Genomic DNA, 23423 nt, shown 5'->3' on the forward strand with positions numbered 1-23423 from the left:
TCACTCTAGCCAGAAGTTATTTCTTAATACAAGGCAAATTTGTGCGCCAATAGCTGGCCTATTGCAAGCAAATTTAACGCAGTAGTAAGGGATAGCAGCTGCTAGAGAACAAGTTGTTATCCCGAGTTCAGGTTATATAGGCAATCTCGCACGCTTGACCACGCTATCAGGCATTTTGTTTGCCAGTTGACCTAGTGCTACCTGAATCCGCTTATGTAGCTTTTTATCTGCAACTGCGGAATGGAACAGCCATCGATAGGCGTCTTCATAATCTCTTGGGCTACCGTGGCCTTGATTAAACACATCTACGAGTCTTAATTGAGCGTTTAAGTTGCCAAGTGCTGCTGCCTCTCTCAGATAGGTTACCGCCATCGCTTTATCTTCTTGCACTAACTGGCCAACATCATAGTAGCGACCTAATTGTTCAAGCGCCGCGGCAAGGCCCTGCTCTGCTGCCCTTTTCATATAATAAAGGCCGAGCTCAACATCTCTGTCTACACACACGGCATAAGCTAACATGTCACCATAAAGAAACTGATACGAAGGCAGCGCCATGATCTCAGCACGCGCTTCAATATCTTTAACCAGCTGGCACTCATCCGCTTTAACCCGAGCAAGGTGTTGATTTTTTTCAATGAGCGCTAGTAGCTCTTGCTGTGTATACAAAGGCACAGCTTCGATAGCCTCTTCGGCAGATACTTTGCTCTGTATACTGAGACTTAAGGAAACACTCAATGCTGAAGCTGCAAAATAACGAAGTAAGTAATTCATCGAAGACCCATCAAAGTAAAGCTGATTGTTTAACTATAGCAGGCTGCAAAGGCAAATTACTTGCTCTGCAGCAACATCGACACTCAAATTTGATTAAGCATTATTTACGCCAAAGCGAAGTCTAATTTTATCATATGAGCAAAAATTCACTTACTTATCGGCAGGAAGACAAAAACTTGTAGGGTAATAGACACAAAAAAAGCTGCCGTAGCAGCTTTTTTCTTTATCAATCGACAGCAAGATTATTCAGCAAAAGGGTTGCGAACAATCATTGTCTCAACGCGGTCAGGGCCTGTTGAGATGATATCAATTGGCACGCCAGTGATTTCTTCTAGGCGCTTGATATAGTTGATAGCGGCTTCTGGAAGCTGCTCAACAGAAGTTGCACCAAAGGTGTTTTCGCTCCAACCAGGCATTTCTTCATATACTGGAGTCACTTTCTCATAGCCTTCAGCAGCAAGAGGAGTCACATTAGTCACAGTGCCGTCTTCTAATTGGTAACCAGTACAGATTTTCACTTTTTCTAAACCATCAAGTACGTCTAGTTTAGTTAAGCAGAAACCACTGATGCTGTTGATTTGAACTGCACGGCGCATTGCCACTGCATCAAACCAACCGGTACGACGTAAACGACCAGTTGTTGCGCCAAACTCGTTGCCTTTCTCGCCTAAGTGTCTGCCAACTGGGTCTTGCTTGTCTTGACCATCGTAAAGCTCTGTAGGGAAAGGACCTGAACCAACACGAGTTGTGTAAGCTTTAACAATACCTAAAACGTAATCTAAGTGTAGCGGACCAAAACCTGCACCAGTCGCAACACCACCAGCCGTCGTGTTTGATGAGGTTACGTACGGGTAAGTACCGTGGTCAATATCAAGTAATGTACCTTGCGCACCTTCAAATAGAATATGGTCGCCAGCATTACGCGCTTGATCAAGTAGTTCAGTAACGTCAACAATCATTGACTTAAGTACTTTTGCTACTTCCATTGCATCATCGTATGTTTTCTGAAAGTCTACTGGATCTACTTTGTAGTAGTTAACCAAGGCGAAGTTGTGGAACTCTAGTACTTCTTTAAGCTTCGCAGCAAATTGCTCTGGGTTGAAAAGATCGCCAACACGTAAACCACGACGTGCAACCTTATCTTCGTACGCAGGACCAATACCACGGCCAGTTGTACCAATGGCTTTTTCACCACGCGCTAGTTCACGCGCTTGGTCTAGTGCAACGTGGTAAGGCAAGATCAAAGGACATGCTTCGCTGATCAATAGACGCTCACGTACAGGAACGCCACGCGCTTCAAGCATGTGGATTTCTTTCATTAGTGCATCCGGTGCAAGTACTACACCATTACCAATTACACATTTAACGTCTTCGCGTAGTACACCTGATGGGATCAAGTGTAGTACCGTTTTCTCACCGTTAATTACTAGTGTATGGCCAGCATTGTGTCCGCCTTGGTAGCGAACAACTAAAGAAGCCTTATCTGTAAGTAGGTCAACTACTTTACCTTTACCTTCGTCACCCCATTGGGTGCCTAATACAACGACGTTTTTACCCATTGCAAATTCACTTAGAAAAAATTAGGCGCAGATTTTACCAGAAAACCATAGTCGAAATCACCCCAATTTGCCTAATTTTTCTGCTTTCAATAAGATTGATGATGTAAAACATCAAGGCAAGTTACATAACTTGTTGAAAAGGTGGGTTAATAGCTGAAAATCAAACAACGTATTTTATTTTTATATCAAAATAGCTGTATTGTTCGGATTAATCGATAACTATCTCTTTGTTATCAAAAGTAAACTTTTATAAAATGTAAAAAGCCCAAAGGTTAACCTTTGGGCTTTTTAAAATATAGCTCAAGCTTGCTGGCGAGCCGTTAAACTTGAGTGGTTAGCCTATAGCTCTAAATCATCTTCAACTTCAGCAAGGCCTTTATCTTCACCCTCTTCAGGCATAATAACCGCTTGCGCTAGGAGCATTTCTCTTAACTTGCCTTCAATTTCATTGGCAATCTCAACATTTTCTTTTAAGAACTTAATTGAGTTTGCTTTACCTTGGCCAATTTTACTGCCGTTATAGCTAAACCAAGCACCCGCTTTATCAACCAGTTTGTGTTTCACACCTAAGTCTATCAACTCACCTTGTTTCGACGTACCTTCACCGTACATGATGATGAACTCAGCTTGCTTAAATGGTGGTGCTACTTTGTTTTTCACAACCTTAACACGAGTTTCGTTACCAACAACCTCATCACCTTCTTTCACTGAACCGATACGACGAATATCAAGACGTACAGATGCATAGAATTTAAGTGCGTTACCACCAGTTGTGGTTTCAGGGTTGCCAAACATCACACCAATCTTCATACGAATTTGGTTGATGAAAATACATAATGTGTTCGAGCGTTTGATATTAGCTGTAAGCTTACGCAATGCTTGTGACATGAGTCGAGCCTGCAAACCAACGTGTGAGTCACCCATATCGCCTTCGATTTCAGCTTTAGGGGTAAGTGCTGCTACCGAGTCAATAACAACCAAATCAACCGCACCAGAACGAACTAGCATGTCACAAATTTCAAGCGCTTGTTCACCGGTGTCAGGCTGTGATACTAATAACTCATCAACATTAACGCCTAGCTTTTCGGCATAGATTGGATCGAGTGCGTGTTCAGCATCAACGAACGCACATGTTTTTCCCATTTTTTGCGCTTCTGCAATCGCTTGCAATGTTAGCGTTGTTTTACCTGATGATTCTGGACCATAGATTTCAACAATACGACCAGTTGGTAAGCCGCCGATACCAAGTGCAATATCCAGACCTAATGAACCCGTTGAGATGGCTTCAATATCTAGCGCCTTGTTCTCACCCAGTTTCATGATTGAGCCTTTACCAAACTGACGCTCAATTTGTGATAGTGCTGCGTCTAATGCCTTTTGCTTGTTATCGTTCATTTGCTTCTCCAATTCAGCGTAATGACACCTAGTATACTGTATGAAATTACAGTATCAAGTAGAATTTTATGATTTTACCATCGCTATAGCATTTTTTAATGCAAATTCAATGGCTTGAAGTCTTATTTCGGCCCTATTCCCAGTAAATACTTGGTGAAATGCCTGAACTCTATCACTATTCGCAATAGCAAACCATACAGTACCTACGGGCTTATCAACGCTGCCTCCAGTTGGTCCAGCGATACCAGACACAGCAATGGCAACTTCAGCATGAGCTGCCTGCTGAGCACCTTTGACCATCTCCAAAACCGTTTGCTCACTCACGGCACCAAATTGCGTTAGGGTTTGTTGTGATACTCCCAATAATTCGTGCTTAGCTTGATTACTGTATGTCACAAAACAACGTTCGATATAAGCAGAGCTCCCCGGCGTATCTGTTAACGCATAACTCACCCCACCACCTGTACATGACTCTGCGGTAGTGATTGTTACGCCGTTATTCGTTAGAATAGCGCCCAATTGTGCCGCATATTCGGCTATCTCTTTGTAGTGCTCCATAGGAAAACCTTTTAGGTATCAACAATGTCGTCAGATCTATATTCAGAACACACTATAAACCAACAAACCCCAATGATGCAGCAATACCTGCGAATTAAAGCTCAGCATCAAGAAATCTTGCTGTTCTATCGCATGGGCGACTTTTATGAACTCTTCTTTGACGATGCTATCAGAGCGGCGCAGCTTCTCGATATATCTCAAACCTATCGCGGTAAAGCCGGTGGCAATCCAATTCCAATGGCAGGTGTTCCCTATCATGCAGTTGAAAACTACTTAGCTCGCTTGGTACAACTGGGTGAATCTGTTGCTATTTGTGAGCAAGTTGGCGACCCAGCGACCAGTAAAGGTCCTGTAGAACGTAAAGTTGTGCGTATTGTTACTCCAGGTACCGTCACCGACGAAGCACTATTGCAAGAACGCCAAGATAATTTACTTGCGGCGGTCTACCAACATCCAAAAAACTTAGGTTATGGCGTTGCCTACCTTGATATTAACTCGGGCCGATTTAATATCGTAGAGCTACAGACTGACGAAGCACTTAATTCCACGCTACAGCGCTTGCAGCCCGCAGAATTGTTATATCCAGAATCATTTCAGAACCTTTTAGTGCTAGAAAGCATTAAAGGCAGTCGTCGCCGTCCAGATTGGGAGTTTGATTTAGACACAGCAAAGCATTTACTTTGTCAGCAGTTTGCAACCCGTGACTTAGTCGGTTTTGGTGTCGACAATGCCAATATGGGTTTAATCGCCGCGGGTTGTGTCATGCAATACGTGAAAGACACGCAACGCACTGCATTACCTCATATTCGTGCGATCACGCTAGAAAAGAATGAGCACGCAGTGATCTTAGATGCCGCGACGCGCAAAAACTTAGAGCTGACACTGAACCTCTCTGGCGGTGTTGAAAACACCTTAGCGCAGATTTTAGACAAGTCTTCAACGGCCATGGGTTCGCGCTTACTAAAACGCCGCATTCATACGCCCGTGCGCGAACGCAAAGAGCTCAATGCTCGACTCAATGCGATTGCGAGCCTTATCGAACAACAACTATGCATGGAAGTTTACGATGCACTAAAACACATTGGCGATATTGAACGAGTCGTAGCCCGGTTAGCGTTATTTACCGCTCGTCCGCGTGATCTAACGCGCTTAAGAAGTGCATTACAAGCGTTACCGCCACTGCATGATATTTTACAAGATGCGACGGATACGAGACTTCAGTCTATTATTAGCCATTCACCTGCATTACCTAAGTTACAAGATTTGTTAGAACGAGCGGTTATCGACAATCCCCCTGTTCTCATTCGTGATGGTGGAGTAATAGCACAGGGCTACAATGCAGAGCTTGACGAGCTACGCGCATTAAGCGCAGGTGCCACGGATGTTTTAGAAAAACTTGAAGAAAGAGAGCGCGAACGCACAGGGATCTCGACATTAAAAATTGGGTATAACCGCGTTCACGGATTTTATATTGAGATCAGCCGGGCCAATTCGCACTTAGTGCCTGCGGAATACATTCGCAGACAAACACTGAAAAATAACGAACGCTACATTATTCCTGAGCTAAAAGAACATGAAGACAAAGTGCTTGGTAGCCAATCGAAAGCACTAGCACTTGAAAAGCGCCTATATGAAGAGCTCTTTGAACTCATCGCTCCTTATATTGAACAATTGCAAGTCATGGCTGCAGCGCTTGCCGATCTGGACGTATTAAACACCTTAGCCGAACGTGCTCAAACACTAGACTATTGCAAGCCCACGCTTACCGAGGGCACTGAAATTGATTTAGTGGATGGTCGCCACCCAGTCGTAGAACAAGTAAGTAAAGAACCATTCATTGCCAACCCAGTAAAACTCAACGATGAACGTAAAATGCTCATTATTACTGGACCAAATATGGGTGGTAAATCGACCTATATGCGTCAAACCGCGTTAATTGTGTTGATGGCGCATATTGGCAGCTATGTACCGGCAAGCGCAGCCACCATCGGAATTGTCGATCGTATTTTTACTCGCATTGGTGCCAGTGATGACCTTGCCTCTGGGCGCTCAACCTTTATGGTTGAAATGACCGAAACTGCAACCATTTTAAACAATGCAACCGCCCAATCATTAGTGCTAATGGACGAAATTGGTCGTGGGACAAGCACCTATGACGGTTTATCACTCGCTTATGCGACAGCGGATTATCTCGCCAGCAAAATTGCAGCAAAAACACTGTTTGCTACTCATTATTTTGAGTTAACCGAATTGGCTGAGCAGCAAGCCGGCCTTGTTAATGTGCATTTGGATGCCGTTGAACATAACGATACTATTGCCTTCAAACACACAGTGATGGAAGGGGCTGCAAGTAAGAGTTTTGGTTTACAGGTAGCAAGTCTTGCCGGCGTGCCAAAAGCAGTGATTAAGTTAGCGAAACAGAAACTCGCTTTGTTAGAGCAACATCAGAGTGTCGTTAGCGATAAGCCTGTTCATGTAGCCGCACCTGTACAGCAGAGCTTAATGCTTGCCAATGAGCCTTCTGAGGTTGAAGCGCTACTTGCAGATATGGATCCCGATGATATGACACCAAAGCAAGCTCATGCTTTGCTATATCAACTTAAATCTATGCTATAGAAAGTAAAAAGCGGCCAAAAGCCGCTTTTTTAATGTTCTCTCATAATTAGAACTTGTGGTTATACTGAAGACCAAAGATCATCGCATGGCCTTTAGAGCGATAGCCCCACTCACTGAATCTGTCAGCTTCAGTGAAAGTTTGTGTTTTACCTCTTAAAACACTGATCCCGAAATCTACAGTTGCTTGGTTAGCAAGTGTATACTCCGCACCAAATGAGTACCAAGTACGGTCTGTATCAGGAATTGAGATAGATAGATGGTTTTCATCCGCTGGTGACTCATCATATGCCATACCTGCACGTAGTTTCACCGCATTACTAAGCTGATAGTCAGCGCCAACGGCAAAACGTAATGAATTAGAGAAATTCTCTTCTTTAGTGAATACTGAACCTGCGTTACCAACTACAGCTTCAAGTTCATCAAAACTATTCCAACCTGTCCAAAGTACGCTGTAGTGTAGTGAGGTTTCTTGGTTTAATTTATGAGAACCTGAGATCTCAGCAATCGCAGGTAACGTTACATCCACTGAACCTGGTAGTGACGCGCCATTCAAGCCGCCCATCGCTGCTGGTAAGTCGTTACTAAAGTGACCATCAAATGTGATATCTGTTTCACTGCGGTAATGGAAGCCGATTAGGTTGTTTTCATCGATTTGATAAGCAACGCCTAGGTTCCAACCAAAGCCATAATCGTCACCTTCTAAGTGTACCGCCTGAGTACTGGCTGGCAAACCTGTCGTTGTCGCACCAAGGTTACGAACGATTTTAGCATCGGCATAAACTTCATTAATACCAAACGCTACGCTCCATTGCTCATCAATTTGGTAAGCAGCAGAAATACCTAAGTTAACGGTCTTAATTTCAGTTTCACCCGCGATTTGACCTGCAACATAATCCTTATCGAATTCTGTAGATAGACCAAACTGTGAATAGATACCAGCACCAATCGACCATTGGTCGTTATATTTGTGCGTTGCATAAATAGCAGGAATAATAGCACTTGGTGCGATGCTGTTGTCATTTAACGCTGATGCAGGGATACCATTGCTAGTACCTGTTCCCGTCAGGCTTACGTCCGGTTGAACATACATAGCTGCTACTGATAATTGCGTGCCTGATAGCTTACCCATCAATGCTGGATTACGTGCAACCACTGACGCATCGTCGGCTGCAGATGCTTCACCCGCATAAGCACGACCAAGGCCAGAGACGTTTTGTTCCGCAAGTTGGAAGGCGGCAGCTAGTGCTTGTGATGACGATAAAATCGCACCTGATGCGATAAGACCTAATAATACTTTGTTCATACTCTAATCCCCTGTGAACTAACCATTTCCTGAGTAATGGTTAAAAAAACCAATTCGAGTAACACTGCGCAGCCTCACTTTGACCTTGCTCACCTAGCCAATATCCAGCTATGCCACACACCCACCAAATTGGCAGAATAATAAATTCATGACACCCTACCTAAAAGTGGAGTAGAAATCTCCTTTTTTGCGACTTTTCGTTGATTAAGTGAACATATAACGAACAAATTACGCACTTTGTAAACTCATCGGATGAGATAAATTATCAAATGATAATAATTACCAATATCATTGACGTACCTTCATCCCTTATATACACTCTTCAATCTGAGTATGAGTCATTCAGTGTGTTAATCGTGCTAAGGAGAACAACATGTCGATAGCATTAATCGTTTGCGCATTGGTATTTTGCGGTCTCAGCGTATATTGCCTGTGTAAAGCAAACTACTGTGCCTGTCGCCACGCGGGAGAGTGCGATAACCCGGTCAGTCAATACTGGTTAGGTGCTATTGTTGCAGCGCTGCTATCACTGCTGCTAAGCTGTGCGGCGTTACATTCGGAAAAGGGAACATTACTGTGGATATTAATGATGGCAAGCTGTATGACTGGCGCGATGCTCTCTGCTAGATGGCAAAATCTCAAAAGACGCTGTAAAAACGCTTTCTTCCCTGTCGCGCAATCCAAACCTTAAATCAGTAATTGATCTCTTAGCAATCGTGAGAGGTTAATTTGATAATCAAGCGGCCTGACACTTGCGATCACTTTTATCTCTGACTCGCTTAAATCCAAATCTTTTGCCGTAACATGGTGGAGATGTTTGGTATTGTAAAACACTCGTACAAGAGGCGCCGTGGGTGCATGTTTATTGCCCTCGAGTACCAACCCTAATCGCTCGTTGGTCAGTTTAACAATAGTTCCTACGGGGTGAACTCCCATACACTTAATAAAACGCTGCACTAAAATAGGATCAAATTGCTTTTTACTCGACAGCAAAAAGCGTAATGCATTAATAGGCTCATCAGCCTCTTTGTGGTGCTGATCTGAGGTTATAGCGTCGTATACATCCACAATCGCCATCATTCTTGCCGCGGTGCTGAGTGCGCCGTCTTTAATCCCTCTGGGATAGCCTGTACCATCTAAGCGTTCATGATGGTTGATGATCATGTCCAGCATGATTGGCGTGATCCCAGACTCTCCTTTGCTCAACCCTAAAGACTGCGCCACATGTTTTTTGACCGCACGATATTCAAGATCGGTAAAATTGCCCGGCTTATTGATAAGCCCCTGGGGTAACTTAGCGTGACCAATGTCATGCAACATCGCCCCCATGGCTAACTGTTCAATAATGTGATGTTGCAAACCGAGGTGCTTGGCAAATACGGTGATCAGAATTGCGCAATTGGTCATATGACGCCAATTGTAGGCATCTTTGTCTTTGATCCGAGTTAAAATCGCCATCGCATTTGAATTACGCAGTACCGAATCGACGATGTCTTTACTTACCTCATTGATGAGGCTCATATCGACCTTCAAACCCGATGTTACATCTCCATAGAGGCTTTGGATCTGACGGTTATTCTTTTCAAACTTTTGCATCGCAACCGCAAATTCTTGCTGCAAAGTTTGTTCTTTACTCACCGTTTTGGCTTTGGATTTTGGCTTGCTGCGAGCGGTGGAAAGACTGCCATCCATGCCATTTTTGGCGGCAGGTTCTTCAGGGGCTTGTGGTGCGTCAGTGACCAGTTCTGCTGGCTGCTGGTATTTCTGTGGTACAGGAATATCGCTCTGCGTAAAGTCTATAGTGAGCTCCAGTACTCCTTTGTCAATCAGCTTTTGAATGATGGCTTCATCTCTGACCATTCCCCGAGATTTGATCTTAATACCCGCGTCAGACTTATGCTTGTGAACATTATCCACAAACATGCCAGGTCTAAGATCTTCAATTGGGAGGACAATCTGCATGAATCGCTTACACTACGTAGTTAGCCAATGAATATTAATACCATTGAATGAGGTGAAACACCATCTATTCAGATTAAATTCACACAAAGGTATGGTGAAATTACAACCACTCAGAAACGCTTGTTATACCAGTTTACTTAATTAAGTAATTTAATTTGAGGTATTTATGAAGTGTTGCAGAAGGGGAAACCCAACACCATATACATGCTGGGTTTTATACAGTTGCTATTCTTGGAAATAAGTTCCCCAGCCGTCGTATTCAACGCCAGCGTCTAGTGCAACCTTTTCTAACTTGTCTACGTCTTCCATGATAACGTCGGTATCCAGTTCGGCTTCTACTACAACATCAAAGCCCCAAATTTTACCGCCGTCTTCGAGCTCAAGCTCTGCTGGTTCTTCAACATCATAGCCCAATTTAAATGCCGCTAATGCTGCTGCTTCCAGCTTGTCAAAATCCTCACTTACAAAGTGATGTTCTACTTCATAAAGCGTTTCAGGGTTTGAACCGTCTTCTAGCAGTGAAGAAACGATGTCTTCACTTATCTCACGCCAGTTTTCCATTATTTTAATCTCGCTTTTGCATCTAATTCAGCTATTCTTTGAGCCATTTTAGCATGGATCTGAGCAGCGTGATCCCTTGCTGGCACTTCAGGGTCTAAATATTCCGGTTCTAGCATGTCGATATAGACCTTACCATTATTCCAACGATTGAGCTTTATCTGCTCATGCGTTGAACTCATACATACTGGGATAATAGGCACATTGGCGCTCATTGCGGTGTGAAATGCCCCGGTTTTAAATGGCAACAAACCGCGACCATAGCTTCTGGTCCCTTCAGGGAACATCCAAACCGATAGTTTTGACTCGGTGATTTTTTTTGCTGATTTGGTCAGTGTTCCTAAGGCTTTAGAACGATTGGCTCTATCAATCAAAATGTTGCCAGATAGCCAATACATTTGTCCAAAAAACGGGATCCACTTTAAACTTTTTTTTCCCATGCTGACGGTGTTTTTTGGCACCACGGCCGGCAGCGTAAAGAGATCATAATTATTTTGGTGATTTGCAACATACATCGCGGGGACAACATGCTTGGCATTTTCATGCTGCGTTATCACCAACTCAACGCCTATCAACTTTGACATATAGCCATACCATTTGGCTATCGTGTGCACATTGTTAGCATGAAAAGGGCGCACAATGCACAATAACAATCCGCAAATACCACTAACAATGATAAACACTGTTAATAAGAGAATTCGTATAATGGCAATCAATTTAACCACTCCAGAATTAAAATCTTGCGCATTATAGTAAAATAAGCGAACACTTGTAAGCTCAAAATGATGATAGTTTAGAGGCTGCCAGAGGAATCTCAGAGTATGATAGTTAAGGTACTGATCTATTTATAGAAAATAAAAATGCCGCTGAGTAGCGGCATTTGACACACGATTTATCATTTTTGCAAAATTTAACTCATTGCGTTTTGCAGCTTTTTCATTGCTGACTTTTCTAGCTGGCGTACACGCTCTGCCGACACGCTATATTTCTCAGCAAGATCTTGTAATGTTGCTTTTTCGTCAGCAAGCCAACGTGCACTTACGATATCTTGAGAGCGTTCATCAAGCGTTTTCAGTGCTGCAAATAGGCGATTATGTGACTGCTCTTGCCACTGTTCTTGCTCAACTTCTTCGGCAAGGTCGCTACTTGTGTCTGTTAAATACTGTACTGGAGAGAAGTTACCAGCTTGGCTTTCATCATCGTCAGCAGATAGGTCAAAGCCCATATCTTGGCCTGCCATACGAGACTCCATCTCGCGAACTTCTTTCTCACTTACACCAAGCTCGTTTGCAACCGTTGTCACTTCGTCTTGGTTAAACCAACCTAAACGCTTTTTATTTTTGCGTAGATTGAAGAATAATTTACGCTGCGCTTTTGTCGTCGCAACTTTAACAATACGCCAGTTCTTTAATACATATTCATGGATTTCTGCTTTAATCCAATGTACCGCAAAAGAAACAAGGCGCACACCCACGCTTGGGTCAAAACGCTTTACTGCTTTCATCAACCCAATATTTCCTTCTTGGATTAAATCAGCCTGAGGTAGGCCATAGCCCGAATAACTTTTTGCGATGTGAGCAACAAATCTCAAATGAGACATAATGAGTTGCTTAGCCGCGTTAAGATCCCCTTCTTCCTGAAGACGTGTCGCAAGTTTTTTCTCTTCCTCAGCGCCAAGCATAGGTATTGTGCTTACAGATTGAAGGTAACCTTCAACGCTTGCGCTTTGCTGCCCAGTTAGTGCTAATGCGTATAAATCTTTAGTCATGTTTCACCTCAGTGATAAACCGTTTCGTGTATATTTAGCACTCTAACATCTAGAGTGCTAAATGCAATCTACTTTATCTGATTTTTAAAATCAACCTTTTTAGAAGAACTTCAAAAATAAAATATAACCTGCTGAATAATATTAAAAATATTGAATTAACTAGGCTTCTTTTTACGATATTATTTTTTTATGACAGTGCTAAATTTAATTAGTTCTGATTGTTTGAGTGCTAAAATCTGATAGTAATTGGCAACCGACTGCTACACTTTAGCAGTCGATTGGTGTTTGTAGCGTTAAATCATACCTTTTCAGGTTCAATCTCTTTGATATAACGGTGTACAGAAAGAAAAGAGCCTACAAACCCTAAAGTAATTGCAGTGCCAAGTAGCACTAAAAGTTCATTCCCTGCCATTCCCTGAAGCACAAAGTTGCTTTGATATACCCCAACAACTGTAGATACAGCTGACTCCAGCCACCACAACATAAGGCCAACACAGATAAAGGCAACCAAACCACCGACTATGCCATACCATACACCAGTCCAAAGAAACGGAGCCTGAATAAAGGTATTGGTCGCTCCCACCAGTTTTAGCACTTGAATTTCTTCTTTCTTGTCCATGATGGATAAGCGTATGGTATTTCCAATAATCAAGATAACGGCGCTAAGCAATAGAAACCCCACGGTGATCACACTTTCTTTTAGTAACCCCAGTAGTGCATTTAGGCGCTCTAGCCATTCAATATCCAGCTTACCAAACTCGACCTCGCGCTCTTTTTCAAGTTTAGTAAGAAGCTCTGTTGCGGCTTGTGGTTTTCTAAAACGACTAACAGGCGTTACCAGCACAACATTAGGCAGCGGGTTTTCTTCTAAATAGTTAAGCGCCTGACCAAAGCCTGACATTGACTTAAATTCATCCAAAGCTTGGCTTTTACTTATCAGTACTACTTTTTCTATTTCTGGATAGAGTGCAAGTCGCTTCACCAGAGTTTGTGTCTGTGCCTCAGTCATTTCATCTTTAACGAACAATGATATTTCAGATGCCTCTTTAAACCCGCTACTTACCTGCTGTACATTTTTCACTACCACATAAAGCGTCGCGGGCAATGTCAGGCTGAGCCCCAAAACTAGAATAGTCATTAAAGAGGCCATTGGCGTACGCCACATTTCCCCAAGGCTCTGTACACCTTGACGAATAATCATCAAACAAAAAAAGTAAAAATGATGAAATATCGATTTTTTACTCTGTTCAGCCTGATTTCCTCGTCCTTTAAACAGCAAACTCATAGCGTGTCCTCCGCAAGCGGATCTTGTAGCATGCGTCCTTGATTAAGCGTGAAGCTACGGTATTTCATACGTGCTATTAACCCCAAATCATGAGTAGCGATAAGAACGGATGTACCACGGCGATTAAATTCTTCAAATAGGTTCAGAATTTCCATCGATAGTTCTGGGTCTAAGTTCCCCGTAGGTTCATCTGCAAGCAGCAAAGGCGGCGAGTTAACAATCGCTCTTGCTATGCCAACACGTTGCTGTTCACCTCCAGATAACACACTCGGATGGCACTTTGCTTTATCAAGCAAACCCACCTTGTCCAGAGCGGCATGTACTCTTTTGGTGATCTGTTTATGGTGAGTACCTTCAATAACTAAAGGTAGTGCGACGTTATCAAATACGCTGTAACGTTCGAGTAGGCGGTGGTTTTGAAAAATAATCCCAATATCTCGGCGAACAAAAGGAACTTGCCGGTTAGATACCGTATTGAGATCGACACCATTAATGTAGACACGGCCTGCTGATGGCCTTTCCATCACGCTAACCAACTTTAATAATGTACTTTTACCAGCGCCACTGTGGCCGGTTAAAAATGCGAGTTCTCCATTTGCAAGTTCAAAGCTCACTTTTTCCAGTGCTTTGTGCCCACCAGGATAAGTTTTGCTCACTTGCTCAAATTTAATCATGTTGGCCTCTTATACTTATTTTAACCATGACACTCAGTCCGTGGCATTGTAGCAATTCGGCAATCGAATAAAGCGGGCAAATTTGCCCGCTTTATTGCAACTGATGTCTCTATTTATTCTTGACTGAACAATGCCTCGATAAAATCATCACTCTTAAAGGTGCGTAAGTCATCAATGCCTTCACCTACACCAATATATCGAATTGGCACCTTAAACTGATCCGCCACAGCAAAGATAACCCCACCTTTGGCTGTACCATCAAGCTTAGTTAACGTGATACCAGTTAAGCCAACCGCTTGATTAAACAGTTTTACCTGGCTAATCGCATTCTGACCAGTTCCGGCATCAATCGTCAACATCACTTCATGTGGCGCGTCTGGGTCTAACTTTTTCATTACTCGAGCTATCTTCTCAAGCTCTTGCATTAGGTTATCTTTATTTTGTAATCGACCCGCTGTATCCGCTATTAATACATCGATATTTCTCGCTTTAGCGGCTTGGAAGGCATCAAATACCACCGACGCAGAATCAGCACCTGTGTGCTGGGCAACAACAGGGATACTGTTTCTTTCACCCCATACCTGCAACTGCTCTACCGCAGCCGCGCGGAAAGTATCGCCAGCCGCCAACATGACAGATTTACCTTCGCTTTGAAACTGTTTGGCAAGCTTACCGATTGTTGTCGTTTTACCAACGCCATTTACGCCGACCATTAAGATAACAAAAGGTTTCTTATCGGTAGGGATCTCAAGCGGTTGCTCAGCCGTTTTTAAGATCTCTGACATTTCTTTTTTCATTAGATCATATAAAGCTTCACCGTCTTTTAACTGCTTTCTATCAGCGGCATCAGTCAGGTTATCTATTAGCTTCATCGTGGTTTCAACACCAATATCAGCCGTTAGCAATTGCGTTTCTAGATCTTCGAACAGCTCATCATCGATTTTCTTGCCTTTGAATACCGAAGCAAAGCCTGAGCCGATATTGGCCTTGGTTTTCAACAAGCCTTTTTTAAGGCGGGAGAAGAAACCTTCTTTTTTCGGCTTTTCTTGTTCTTGAGCTAATTGTGCCTGACGCTCTGCTTCCTCACGCTCAGCCTGTTCTTTCGCAAGTTGTGCCTGACGTTCTGCTTCTTCACGCTCCGCCTGTTCTTTCGCAAATTGTGCCTGGCGTTCTGCTTCCTCACGTTCGGCTTGTTCTTTAGCCAATTGTGCCTGGCGTTCAGCTTCCTCACGCTCAGCTTGTTCTTTCGCAAGTTGTGCCTGACGTTCTGCTTCTTCACGCTCGGCTTGTTCTTTCGCTAATTGTGCCTGACGCTCTGCTTCTTCACGCTCAGCTTGTTCTTTCGCAAGTTGTGCCTGACGTTCTGCTTCTTCACGCTCAGCTTGTTCTTTCGCTAGTTGTACCTGACTTGTTCTTTCGCAAGTTGTGCCTGTTCTGCTTCTTCACGCTCAGCTTGTTCTTTCGCTAATTGTGCCTGACGTTCTACTTCCTCACGCTCGGCTTGTTCTTTTGCAAGTTGCGCCTGACGTTCTGCTTCCTCACGCTCGGCTTGTTCTTTAACTAGCTGTGCCTGATGTTCTGCCTCTTCACGCTCAGCTTGTTCTTTCGCTAATTGTGCCTGACGTTCCGCTTCTTCACGCTCAGCCTGTTCTTTCGCTAATTGCGCCTGACGTTCTGCTTCCTCACGCTCAGCTTGTTCTTTTGCTTGTTGCGCCTGACGCACTGATTCTTCACGCTCAGCTTGTTCTTTCGCTAATTGCGCCTGGCGTTCTGCCTCTTCACGCTCGGCTTGTTCTTTTGCTAATTGTGCCTGACGTTCCGCCTCTTCACGCTCAGCTTGTTCTTTAGCCAATTGTGCCTGGCGCTCTGCTTCTTCACGTTCAGCTTGTTCTTTCGCTAATTGCGCCTGACGTTCCGCTTCTTCACGCTCAGCCTGTTCTTTTGCTAATTGTGCCTGATGCTCAGCCTCTTCACGCTCAGCTTGTTCTTTTGCTAATTGTGCCTGACGTTCCGCTTCTTCACGCTCGGCTTGTTCTTTCGCCAATTGTGCCTGGCGTTCCGCTTCTTCACGCTCGGCTTGTTCTTTCGCCAATTGTGCCTGGCGCTCTGCTTCTTCACGTTCAGCTTGTTCTTTCGCTAATTGCGCCTGGCGTTCTGCTTCCTCACGCTCAGCTTGTTCTTTTGCTAACTGTTCTTGGCGCTCAGCTTCTTGTTGCTCTTTATCGGATTTACCAAAGCCCAACCAAGATAAAAATTTGTTTTTCTTTCCCATATTCACTTATGACCGTGTTAGATAAATTGCATAAACCCAAAGCAAAATGTTGATGATCTTGCTACCATACTCGAAAACGCCAATCCGCATCAGCTTATTGCTTTTACTTGGATTGATATCACACTTAATTTTGGGCTCGAAAGGCAAGCCGAGGATGGCAACCTTAGTGCTTAGACAAAATTGCGTGCAAGTGTACCATGTTCCGTAAGGATGAAAAATCCTGACACCAAGAACCTTTAATAAAGAAGCAAATTACGTCGCTATGAGAAAATCTAAGCCTAAGTCAAATACCAAACAGTCTGGTTTCATCCGCCTGATCAGTGGTAAGCATAAAGGTCGCAAGTTACCAGTTCATGATGTTGTGGGATTAAGACCAACAACAGATAGAATGAAAGAAACCGTTTTTAATTGGCTCATGCAGGACGTAAGAGACGCAAAAGTACTCGATTGCTTTGCCGGTGCTGGCAGTCTAGGATTTGAGGCTATTTCACGCTTCGCTGCAAGCGGAACTTTTATCGAACTGGATAAAACCGCGGCGACGCAGCTTAGCAATAATGCAACTTTACTCAAACTGGATAACGTTGAAATCATTAATACCGACGCGTTAACCATGCTGGCAAATAACCTTAAGCAACAGCAATATGACTTGGTTTTTATTGACCCACCCTTTCGCAAAGGGCTTGTGACTCCTTGTTGTGACTTACTTGAATCACAATCTTGGCTCAGCGAAGACGCACTCATCTACGTTGAATTTGAACAAGAGGCACAACCTGAAACACCAGAAAATTGGCAAGTGATTAAAGAAAAGCATGCAGGACAAGTGATCTGCCGCCTTTATCAGCGCTGAAATTCCCTCATAAAGAATGAAAAAACAGCCGCTAGCGTTTGACATGACAGGGCTGGTGTTTTTAGCTATAATTTAGGCTTTACATGCGGTCTTGCTTCAGATTACAATACCGCACCATTTTTGAACCAATTGGCTAGTTTTTAGCCAGATAGAGCTAAGCTCATTAATTAGGTAGGTGAATTTTTAATGCCAGTAATTAAAGTAAGAGAAAACGAGCCGTTTGACGTTGCACTACGTCGTTTCAAACGTTCATGTGAAAAAGCAGGTATCCTTTCTGAAGTTCGTCGTCGCGAGCACTACGAGAAGCCAACTGCTGAGCGTAAGCGCAAAAAAGCTGCAGCGGTTAAGCGTCACATGAAGAAGCTTTCTCGCGAAAACGCACGTCGCGTTAAATTATACTAATCAGTATTGGTCTTGTATCAATGAGCTTATTAGTTACGCTAAAAGACGCGCAAAAAGAAGCGATGAAAGCCAAAGAGAAACTTCGTCTTGGCGCGATTCGTGCGGTACTTGCTGAAATTAAACAGCGAGAAATCGACAACCAAACTACACTAGACGACGCAGGCATTACTGCGGTTTTAGTTAAATTGGTTAAGCAGCGTCGCGATTCTTATACCCAGTATAAAGATGCAGGGCGTGAAGACTTAGCTGATATCGAAGCTAACGAAATTAGCGTACTTGAGACATTCCTTCCTAAGCCACTTAGCGAAGATGAAATTGTCGAGCTAATTGATGCCGTGATTGCACAAACTGGTGCGTCAGGCATGCAAGACATGGGCAAAGTAATGGGTGCGATTAAAGCAGAAGCTGAAGGTCGTGCTGATATGGGTAAAGTCTCTGGTTTAATTAAGCAAAGACTTACCGCTTAAGCCCACATACAATTGTATGATTGATAAGTGAACCGAGCCTAGTGCTCGGTTTCTTCGTTTTAGGCGTCATGCGTATCAATGCAGCGCTAATAAGATACCTTAATTGAATTAAGTTGATTTTTTCTCGTTGCTACTTGATATAATACGCTCACTCACTAATACAACTTCGGAACTTAAATGAAAGGCAAAATCCCTAGACAGTTTATTGATGACTTGCTCGCAAGAGCGGACATTGTCGAGCTCATAGACGGTCGTGTGGGATTAAAAAAAGCAGGAAAAGACTATCAAGCCTGCTGTCCATTTCACAATGAAAAAACGCCTTCATTTACAGTGTCACGTGATAAACAGTTTTATCATTGCTTCGGCTGTGGTGCTAATGGCAACGCAATTTCCTTTTTAATGGAATACGACAAGCTTGAGTTTGTCGATGCTATTGAAGAATTAGCCGCCCTATTAAACTTAGAAGTACCACGCGAAAACGCCCCGCAAGGGCCGCAGCGTTCAATGGAAGAAAAAAAGTCTGATTATGACTTAATGCTCCAAGCCGCTAAGTTTTATCAGCATCAGTTAAAACATCATAGCAATGCCACTCAAGTAATTGACTACGTAAAAGGCCGCGGCCTGAGTGGCGAAACTGTACAAAAGTTTATGATTGGTTATGCACCACCTGAATGGGAGTCATTGTGTAATCAAATAGCCCGCAAGCCTGAGCACAAACAACAGCTACTTGATTTGAAATTAGCATCAGAAAAGTCAGCTGGCCGCCAATTTGACTTCTTCCGCGATCGCTTGATGTTCCCTATTCGTGATAAACGTGGTCGTGTCATCGCATTTGGCGGAAGGATAATGGGTGCAGATCAAGGCCCTAAATATCTAAACTCGCCTGAAACACGCATTTTCCATAAAAGTTTCGAACTTTATGGTTTTTATGAAGCTAAACAAGCCCATAAGCAATTAGATAAAGTGTTGATTGTGGAAGGCTATATGGACGTCGTTGCCCTTGCAGAAAAAGGCATTGATTACGCCGTTGCCGCGTTAGGCACTGCAACCACAGCTGAACATATGCAAACTTTGTTTCGAAATACCAACAGAGTGATATGCTGCTATGACGGTGACAGAGCTGGCCGCGATGCGGCTTGGCGTGCACTTGACCATGCTTTACCTAATTTAAAAGACGGTAAGTCTCTACAGTTTGTCTTTTTACCTGATGGTGAAGATCCAGACTCATTAGTACAGCAAGAAGGCAAAGACGCCTTTGAAGCGCGGCTGGACACGGCAACCGATTATACGCAAGTATTGTTTACCAAATTACGCGAGCAATGCGACCTTACAAATGATGCAGGCAAATCCAAGCTGCTTACCGATGCCATTCCACTGATCAGCAAAATACCCAGTGACTACTACCAAGAGAGTTTGTTAACTACCTTAGCTAGATTAATTGGTCGTACTCGTGAGCAACTTAGTGCTAAATTGGCAAGTAACAAACAGCAGAATAAAATTGAGCGCCAATTTAAAGTCACGCCAATGCGTCGAGCGATTGGCTTACTGCTCCAACATCCACAGCTTGCGCAAACGGTTGAGTATATGCCTGAACTCGGTGAAATGGCGATCCCAGGTATTCAGCTGCTACTGAGCTTACAAATGTTATGTCACGATAACCCGCAAATAAACACAGCGCAGTTACTTGAACATTATCGCGACCAGGTTGAATTCGATGCCTTGAAAAAGCTTGCGGTGTGGCAACATGGCGTTGCTGAAGGCAGGCTAGAAGACGAATTTAAAAATACTTTTCAATTTATTGAAGATCAGTGTTTAAATTATCGCCTAGAGACCCTATTAATAAAGGAGAAAACCGAAGGCCTAACAAATGATGAGCGGCTAGAATGCGCACTCCTTACCCAAGCGCTTAAACAGTAGAAGTTCTAGTCAATAGCAATTTTCGGTGCTATAATGTTCTATTCACTGCGTCATCAAAATTTAGCTGTTAAATAGCTGGCGCCTGTTGTATCAACTTTTCAGAGTGGAAGCAAATTTCTCTATGGATCAATCTCCTCAGTCACAACTCAAACTTCTGATTCAGAAAGGTAAAGAGCAAGGTTATTTAACTTTTGCAGAAGTTAACGATCATCTTCCACAAGACATCATAGACTCAGATCAGGTAGAAGATATCATCAGCATGATCAACGATATGGGTATTCAGGTCTCTGAAAATGCGCCTGATGCTGACGAGTTGATGATGCAAGAAACAACAACAGATGAGGATGCTGCGGAAGCAGCAGCTGCGGCTTTAGCAACAGTAGAAAAAGAAATTGGCCGCACAACTGACCCTGTTCGTATGTACATGCGTGAAATGGGTACGGTTGAACTTCTAACTCGTGAAGGCGAAATCCAAATCGCTAAGCGTATCGAGGAAGGGATCAACCAAGTACAGATTTCTGTTGCAGAATACCCTGAAGCCATTACTTATCTTCTAGAACAATGGGACAAGTACGAAGCGGAAGAAATGCGCCTAAGCGACATTGTTTCTGGTTTCTTTGATCCTAATGCTGTCGAGGAAAACGAAGCACCAATTTCAGCAACACACATCGGTTCTGAGCTAAGTGATGAAGACTTGGATGACGAAGATGATGAAGATGATGAAGATGACGACTCAGAAGAAGGCGATTCAGGCCCGGATCCTGAAGAAGCTCGCGAGCATTTTGAACATCTTCGTACGCTGTACAATGCCGCGCGAGAAATTTTTGAAAGTAAAGGTCGCTCGCACCCAGATGCGAAAGCTGCAATTCAGGAAATCGGCGATCACTTCCGTACTTTCAAGTTAGTTCCTAAGCAATTTGACCGCATGGTAAATAACATGCGCGACATGATGGATAAAGTGCGTGTTCAAGAACGCATCATCATGAAGCAAGCAGTTCAAATTGCCAAGGTACCAAAAAAGGTTTTCGTTAAGCACTTTGCTAATAACGAAACCGATACCGCATGGATCGATGCTGAAATTGCATCAGGTGAAAAACACTCAGTAAAACTTGCTGAAGTAAAACCTGAAATCGAGCGTTGTGTTAACAAGCTTAAAGCGTTTGAAGATAGCACTGGCCTTAGCATTGAGCGTATTAAAGACATCAACCGTCGCATGAGTATTGGTGAAGCAAAAGCTCGCCGTGCGAAGAAAGAAATGGTTGAAGCGAACTTACGTCTTGTAATTTCAATCGCTAAAAAGTATACCAACCGTGGTCTGCAGTTCTTGGATCTGATCCAAGAAGGTAACATCGGTCTGATGAAAGCGGTTGATAAATTTGAATACCGTCGTGGTTATAAGTTTTCAACATACGCAACGTGGTGGATCCGTCAGGCGATTACTCGCTCAATTGCGGACCAGGCAAGAACTATCCGTATTCCAGTGCATATGATTGAAACAATCAACAAACTGAATCGTATCTCTCGTCAAATGCTACAGGAAATGGGCCGTGAGCCAAGTCCTGAAGAATTGGCAGAACGTATGATGATGCCTGAAGACAAGATCCGCAAAGTGTTAAAGATCGCCAAAGAGCCAATCTCAATGGAGACGCCAATTGGTGATGATGAAGATTCACATCTTGGTGACTTTATCGAAGACACAACTATCGAGTCGCCGATTGATTCAGCAACGATGGAAAGTCTTCGTGGCGCGACCAACGAAGTACTGGCAGGTCTTACAGCTCGTGAAGCTAAAGTACTACGTATGCGTTTTGGTATCGATATGAATACAGACCACACGTTAGAAGAAGTGGGTAAACAGTTTGATGTTACACGTGAGCGTATTCGTCAGATTGAAGCTAAAGCACTACGTAAGCTGCGCCACCCTTCTCGCTCAGATCTATTAAAGAGCTTTTTAGACGTTAAGGGCTAAAAAGTAGCAAATAAGATTAAGGCCGCTATTCAGCGGCCTTTTTTATAGTAATTGGATTAAATAGGTATACACACATGGCTTGGATCCAAATCCGAATTTATTCAGATAAAGCCGATGCCGATGCGTTAAGCGATATGCTTATGGATGTCGGTTGTCCGTCTGTCACATTCATGGATAGTAAAAACAATCCCGTTTACGAACCAAAACCTGGCGAAGTCATCTTATGGCCTGAGACAACGGTGATCGGTTTATTTGAAGCGAATCATGATATGCAAGCAGTCGTTGACTTTGTCCAGTCACAATATGACAAGCCGTTAAACTACAAGCTTGAACAGCTAGAAGACAAAGACTGGGAACGCGAGTGGATGGATAATTTCCACCCAATTAAGTTTGGCGAGAGATTATGGATTTGCCCAAGCTGGCGTGATGTGCCAGATCCCAATGCCGTCAATGTGCTACTGGATCCTGGTCTTGCATTTGGTACTGGTACCCATGCCACAACCGCACTTTGCCTGCAATGGTTAGAACAACAAGACCTCAGCGGCAAAACGGTCGTTGATTTTGGCTGTGGCTCTGGGATTTTAGGCATCGCAGCAATCAAATTAGGCGCTGAGCGTGTGATTGGTATTGATATCGATCCACAAGCGCTTATCGCAAGCCGCGATAATGCCGAGCGCAATGGCGTTGCAGATAAACTAGAAGTGTATTTACCTGAAAATCAGCCGCAATTCAGTGCTGATATCGTTGTTGCTAATATTCTTGCACAGCCGCTGAGAGAGCTACACGAAATCATTCTCGGCTTCTTGGGCGACAAAGGTGCCATCGCCATGTCTGGTATTTTAGAAGAGCAAGCGCAATCTGTTGCGGATGTTTATGCGCCATTTTTAAAGCTAGACAACATTGCTCAACAGGGTGAATGGACGCGCGTCAGCGGTGTGAAAAAATAAGGCTGCTAACGTAACGCTGACAAAAGTATCAGCGAGTCAATGAAAGTTAGTAAGTTTTAACTGGTAAAGCCTGTAATTAACAGGCTTTACGCATTTTTCACAGCTTAAATTTTCGGCTCAAATTGTACCTTTAAAATTGTTTTTGCATAAATT

General features: G+C 43.5%; 19 protein-coding genes and 1 pseudogene. 8 read left to right on the forward strand and 12 right to left on the reverse strand.

Annotation, left to right across the window (positions count from 1 at the left end; translation table 11 throughout):
- Positions 1 to 132: 132 nt before the first annotated feature.
- The 4 genes from PNC201_RS15355 to PNC201_RS15370 form a co-directional block, all read right to left on the reverse strand.
- Entirely contained in the window at positions 133 to 771 is a 639-nt protein-coding gene (locus tag PNC201_RS15355) for a tetratricopeptide repeat protein (RefSeq protein ID WP_010378945.1), read from the reverse strand.
- 242 nt (positions 772 to 1013) lie between these two features.
- Positions 1014 to 2330 carry an adenylosuccinate synthase gene (locus PNC201_RS15360; RefSeq protein ID WP_010378944.1) on the reverse strand — a complete coding sequence of 439 codons (1317 nt, stop codon included), beginning with the start codon at positions 2328 to 2330 and terminating at the stop codon, positions 1014 to 1016.
- 339 nt (positions 2331 to 2669) lie between these two features.
- On the reverse strand, positions 2670 to 3725 hold the full coding sequence (gene recA / locus PNC201_RS15365) for a recombinase RecA (protein WP_095729681.1): 1056 nt from the start codon (positions 3723 to 3725) through the stop codon (positions 2670 to 2672).
- A gap of 66 nt (positions 3726 to 3791) precedes the next feature.
- Positions 3792 to 4283, reverse strand: coding sequence for a CinA family protein (locus PNC201_RS15370; protein ID WP_102057545.1), 492 nt, complete (start codon positions 4281 to 4283; stop codon positions 3792 to 3794).
- 24 nt (positions 4284 to 4307) lie between these two features.
- Between PNC201_RS15370 and mutS the strand changes: the two genes are divergently transcribed.
- Positions 4308 to 6899, forward strand: coding sequence for a DNA mismatch repair protein MutS (gene mutS / locus PNC201_RS15375; RefSeq protein WP_102057546.1), 2592 nt, complete (start codon positions 4308 to 4310; stop codon positions 6897 to 6899).
- A 46-nt stretch (positions 6900 to 6945) separates the two neighbouring features.
- Here mutS and PNC201_RS15380 read toward each other — a convergent pair whose 3' ends face one another.
- Positions 6946 to 8202, reverse strand: coding sequence for an outer membrane protein transport protein (locus PNC201_RS15380; RefSeq protein WP_102057547.1), 1257 nt, complete (start codon positions 8200 to 8202; stop codon positions 6946 to 6948).
- A gap of 373 nt (positions 8203 to 8575) precedes the next feature.
- Between PNC201_RS15380 and PNC201_RS15385 the strand changes: the two genes are divergently transcribed.
- Positions 8576 to 8893, forward strand: coding sequence for a hypothetical protein (locus tag PNC201_RS15385; protein WP_010374094.1), 318 nt, complete (start codon positions 8576 to 8578; stop codon positions 8891 to 8893).
- Here the strand turns inward: PNC201_RS15385 and PNC201_RS15390 are convergent.
- The 7 genes and pseudogenes from PNC201_RS15390 to ftsY form a co-directional block, all read right to left on the reverse strand.
- Positions 8890 to 10164 carry an HD-GYP domain-containing protein gene (locus tag PNC201_RS15390; RefSeq protein WP_102057548.1) on the reverse strand — a complete coding sequence of 425 codons (1275 nt, stop codon included), beginning with the start codon at positions 10162 to 10164 and terminating at the stop codon, positions 8890 to 8892. The two genes, PNC201_RS15385 and PNC201_RS15390, sit on opposite strands and share 4 nt — an antisense overlap.
- A gap of 225 nt (positions 10165 to 10389) precedes the next feature.
- Positions 10390 to 10725, reverse strand: a complete 336-nt coding sequence (gene rraB, locus PNC201_RS15395) for a ribonuclease E inhibitor RraB (protein ID WP_010374098.1) — start codon at positions 10723 to 10725, stop codon at positions 10390 to 10392.
- Entirely contained in the window at positions 10725 to 11438 is a 714-nt protein-coding gene (locus tag PNC201_RS15400; RefSeq protein ID WP_029215903.1) for a 1-acylglycerol-3-phosphate O-acyltransferase, read from the reverse strand. The genes rraB and PNC201_RS15400 overlap by 1 nt, the downstream gene beginning before the upstream one ends.
- A 194-nt stretch (positions 11439 to 11632) precedes the next feature.
- On the reverse strand, positions 11633 to 12490 hold the full coding sequence (gene rpoH / locus PNC201_RS15405) for an RNA polymerase sigma factor RpoH (RefSeq protein ID WP_010374102.1): 858 nt from the start codon (positions 12488 to 12490) through the stop codon (positions 11633 to 11635).
- 298 nt (positions 12491 to 12788) lie between these two features.
- Entirely contained in the window at positions 12789 to 13775 is a 987-nt protein-coding gene (gene ftsX / locus PNC201_RS15410; protein WP_010607197.1) for a permease-like cell division protein FtsX, read from the reverse strand.
- The gene (gene ftsE / locus PNC201_RS15415; protein ID WP_017218471.1) at positions 13772 to 14449 is read right to left on the reverse strand and encodes a cell division ATP-binding protein FtsE; all 678 of its coding nucleotides are present in this window, start codon (positions 14447 to 14449) and stop codon (positions 13772 to 13774) included. The genes ftsX and ftsE overlap by 4 nt, the downstream gene beginning before the upstream one ends.
- A 113-nt stretch (positions 14450 to 14562) precedes the next feature.
- Positions 14563 to 16721 (reverse strand): annotated as a pseudogene (gene ftsY, locus PNC201_RS15420) (signal recognition particle-docking protein FtsY).
- A 262-nt stretch (positions 16722 to 16983) separates the two neighbouring features.
- On the opposite strand from ftsY, the gene rsmD reads away from it, so the two are divergent.
- The 6 genes from rsmD (at position 16984) to prmA (ending at position 23270) form a co-directional block, all read left to right on the forward strand.
- Positions 16984 to 17568 (forward strand): 16S rRNA (guanine(966)-N(2))-methyltransferase RsmD, encoded by a 585-nt coding sequence (gene rsmD, locus PNC201_RS15425; RefSeq protein ID WP_010607193.1) that lies wholly within the window; start codon positions 16984 to 16986, stop codon positions 17566 to 17568.
- A gap of 186 nt (positions 17569 to 17754) precedes the next feature.
- The gene (rpsU, locus tag PNC201_RS15430; protein ID WP_010362466.1) at positions 17755 to 17970 is read left to right on the forward strand and encodes a 30S ribosomal protein S21; all 216 of its coding nucleotides are present in this window, start codon (positions 17755 to 17757) and stop codon (positions 17968 to 17970) included.
- A 20-nt stretch (positions 17971 to 17990) separates the two neighbouring features.
- Positions 17991 to 18437 carry a GatB/YqeY domain-containing protein gene (locus PNC201_RS15435; RefSeq protein WP_010374111.1) on the forward strand — a complete coding sequence of 149 codons (447 nt, stop codon included), beginning with the start codon at positions 17991 to 17993 and terminating at the stop codon, positions 18435 to 18437.
- A gap of 177 nt (positions 18438 to 18614) precedes the next feature.
- A complete protein-coding gene (gene dnaG / locus PNC201_RS15440) occupies positions 18615 to 20354 on the forward strand; it encodes a DNA primase (RefSeq protein WP_102057549.1) in 1740 nt (579 codons plus the stop codon).
- Between the two features lie 121 nt (positions 20355 to 20475).
- Positions 20476 to 22323, forward strand: a complete 1848-nt coding sequence (rpoD, locus tag PNC201_RS15445) for an RNA polymerase sigma factor RpoD (protein ID WP_102057550.1) — start codon at positions 20476 to 20478, stop codon at positions 22321 to 22323.
- A 74-nt stretch (positions 22324 to 22397) separates the two neighbouring features.
- Positions 22398 to 23270 (forward strand): 50S ribosomal protein L11 methyltransferase, encoded by an 873-nt coding sequence (prmA, locus tag PNC201_RS15450; RefSeq protein WP_010607189.1) that lies wholly within the window; start codon positions 22398 to 22400, stop codon positions 23268 to 23270.
- Positions 23271 to 23423: the final 153 nt, after the last annotated feature.

Origin of the sequence: Pseudoalteromonas sp. NC201, assembly GCF_002850255.1 — a bacterium.
In the GTDB taxonomy this organism is placed as follows: Bacteria; Pseudomonadota; Gammaproteobacteria; order Enterobacterales; family Alteromonadaceae; genus Pseudoalteromonas.